Here is a 2,628-nt window from a genome sequence, read left to right as displayed (position 1 = left end):
TAAAACGGGAACGACAGAAAATCTGAAAGCTATATACAATAAGCTTTTTCAGCTTCTATTTCCGTTTGAGCAAGGATCTCGGCTCAATGCCTTTGTTTACTTTGGAATGGTTGCAGAGTCCTGAGTTACGACGACGGGCTACTGTGGGGCTAAACAAGGGTGAGGCGAAACATACTCTGAAAAGGGCGGTGTTTTTTAATCGTTTGGGTGAAGTCCGCGATCGCTCTTATGAGGATCAATTTTATCGGGCTAGTGGGTTGAATTTGGTGGTGGCGGCGATTGTTGTGTGGAATACGGTGTACATAGAAAAGGCTGTTGAGCATTTGAAACAACAGGGTATGGATATTCCTGAAGAATATTTGCAACATTTATCACCTTTGGGTTGGGAGCATATCAATCTTACTGGTGATTATGTCTGGAATTTGAAGCAGGCAACCAGTTTTGACAAGTTGCGCCCTTTGCGAGTTAAGGAAAACAAGTATCGCTCAAATCCTTGATGGATAAGGCTTTCAGCCTTAGCGTACAATTTTCCCGGTTTGGCACGGTGATGCCTCTATTGCCGGAACATCATATACTCTTGCCTCTTTACCAGATGCAGGACAACCTCCTGTCTGCAAAGTTGCAGATGGAGTTTCAACAATTTATACTCCATCCTCCTGGCCTTAATTTTCAGTTTTCAGAGGGCTTACTTTAGCCCTTTTTAAATTTCCGCATTTTTAACACCCAATACCAATAACTTGATCTCAAAGAGCGATCGCCTCATTTTCCCCCAAGAACCATAAGTGTTAGCCTTGACTTTATCAAGTTCCGATTGTTTAGCTAAATATCCCTCGGTATCGTTGTTCCCCCTAATGTAACGTAGCTCAAATACTTTAAATTGATCAATAGCCCTTGCTCCCACAACTTGGGCAATTTGAAAATCAGTTCTCCCTTCATCGAATTTCACCAAAGCTACTGCTACTTTCTCTCTGATAGTATCTGCTAATTGAGCGCGGGCGCGTTGTAATTCGGCTACTTTAATTTGGAGATCAGAAATAGCGATCGCATTTCTATTAGCTTCTGTATTTGCTCCTTGAGAACCTACAAATAGGGGAACACCAATTACATTCAGTAATCCGTTAATTACTCCGGTTTTACCGTTGAATATTGCCAATAAATTATCAATTAATCCCTTACCTTCTGGCTGCGCTTGTCCTGGAGTTACAGCCGGACCGAGTAAATATTGCAAAGCTGGTGTTAACACCGAAAGCCTGACAGTTTTAGCATTTTTAGACCTAGCTTCATTAATTTTATTATTAGCTTCTTCAATCCTAGTATCTAATTCTTTGAGTAAAATTGAGCCTGTAACGGCTTTAGTTTGCAATTGTTCTAAGCAACTTGATGTAGTTTCTAGGCAGGGTAGACCCCCCCGCATTATTCGCCACATATCATCGTTGAATTGCTCAGTCAATAACTTATCAATATCAGGTTTTGAGAAAGGGTTTTGATTCTTAGGGGAAATTTTATTATCTAAATCATTAGCTTTTTGTTCAGCTTCTTCAGGATCTAATGGTTCTGCTGGCTCTTCTGTGTTTTCCTCTGTCGGAGTCTCAACGCTATCATTTACAGGCGTTACAGGCTTTGATGTCGGAGTTGTCGGAGTTGGTTTAATGGGCTGTGTCGGTGTTTGTCGTGGTTTTGGAGTTTGCGATAGTGCCGCTTCAATTCTTACGGTAAATAATACGAGAAATAATGCTATTAATTTAGATTTCATTGTTACAACTAATCATTAACTAAAAATTCATTATCAGATTTAGAAAAAGCAAGTTTATATCCAAATTCTACTACATAGACCATTGTTAATTCATACTTTTCTGCTCTTTCATCGAATAAACAAGTAACTGTTTTAATTTCTTCAGTGCCAGAATTACAATATTTGAATGTTCCGGTAATGGTTCTGATTTTAGTTGGTTTGTTTTCACCTGCAAACTCAAACTGATTTTGTTGTTTCATGATTTTTAGTTTTTAGAAACAATAGTGATAGTTGTTTGATATTTACCATCTTTACCCACCCAAGGCTTAATCTTTTTAATATACCCATTGCGCGGACTTCTGACAATCGGAATATCAGCTAATTTATCCTCAATGGCACTCAATGAAATTCCTAATTGTGCAAGTTGATAATCCTTGTTTCTGACAGCTTCTTCATACTGTAGCCTAGAACGCTCATAATCTTGCCTGGATTGGGTTTGGGACTGCGATCGCTTTGATTCCTCCACACTAGCTTGATACTCTTGAATCTGACGGTTAACTCTGGCCGCTTCTAATTTAGATTTAGCCACCTGTAAATTTGATTCAGCCAAGTTAACATTAGTCTGTAGTTGTTCTAATTCCTGAGTTTGGAGAATTGCAGAATTATCAAGTTTAGCCTGTTCTCTGTCAACTTCTGAACGAGCTTGTTCTAATTCTGACTGGAGTTTTTGGTTCTACCGTTCCCCTTATGATCAAACATCCTTTTAATATATCCAAAACCATTGGTGTACATGGGTTTAATCTAAATGGCTCTACCGCTCCCTTTATGATATTTTCGGTAAAATATCCCTGAAACCCCTACACCAATTGGATTTGAGGTTTTAATATTTTCAAAAA

The 2,628-nt window shown here is 38.9% G+C and carries 3 protein-coding genes and 1 pseudogene; 1 reads left to right on the top strand and 3 read right to left on the bottom strand.

All coding sequences use genetic code 11. The features are described 5' to 3' along the window. Positions 1-71: 71 nt before the first annotated feature. Positions 72-497: pseudogene (locus tag AN490_RS02605) on the top strand (Tn3 family transposase); the annotation flags it as partial. 203 nt (positions 498-700) lie between these two features. Here AN490_RS02605 and AN490_RS02600 read toward each other — a convergent pair. From AN490_RS02600 to AN490_RS02590, 3 genes are read right to left on the bottom strand one after another with little or no spacing between them, the layout of a single operon-like run. Beyond that, positions 701-1,753, bottom strand: a complete 1,053-nt coding sequence (locus AN490_RS02600) for a hypothetical protein (protein ID WP_299999673.1) — start codon at positions 1,751-1,753, stop codon at positions 701-703. An 8-nt stretch (positions 1,754-1,761) separates the two neighbouring features. Beyond that, the gene (locus AN490_RS02595) at positions 1,762-1,992 is read right to left on the bottom strand and encodes a hypothetical protein (RefSeq protein WP_299999672.1); all 231 of its coding nucleotides are present in this window, start codon (positions 1,990-1,992) and stop codon (positions 1,762-1,764) included. Between the two features lie 5 nt (positions 1,993-1,997). Further along, positions 1,998-2,321, bottom strand: a complete 324-nt coding sequence (locus AN490_RS02590) for a hypothetical protein (RefSeq protein WP_299999671.1) — start codon at positions 2,319-2,321, stop codon at positions 1,998-2,000. Between the last annotated feature and the right edge of the window lie 307 nt (positions 2,322-2,628).

Origin of the sequence: Anabaena sp. AL09 (assembly GCF_001672255.1) — a bacterium.
In the GTDB taxonomy this organism is placed as follows: domain Bacteria; phylum Cyanobacteriota; class Cyanobacteriia; order Cyanobacteriales; family Nostocaceae; genus Dolichospermum; species Dolichospermum lemmermannii.
The sequence above is the reverse complement of the archived record's forward strand: the minus strand, read 5'-3'. Positions and strand labels throughout refer to the sequence as shown.

Coding starts and splice junctions, on each gene's coding strand:
- AN490_RS02600 (WP_299999673.1), bottom strand. CDS start 1,753: ATGAAATCTAAATTAATAGCATTATTTCTCGTATTATTTACCGTAAGA.
- AN490_RS02595 (WP_299999672.1), bottom strand. CDS start 1,992: ATGAAACAACAAAATCAGTTTGAGTTTGCAGGTGAAAACAAACCAACT.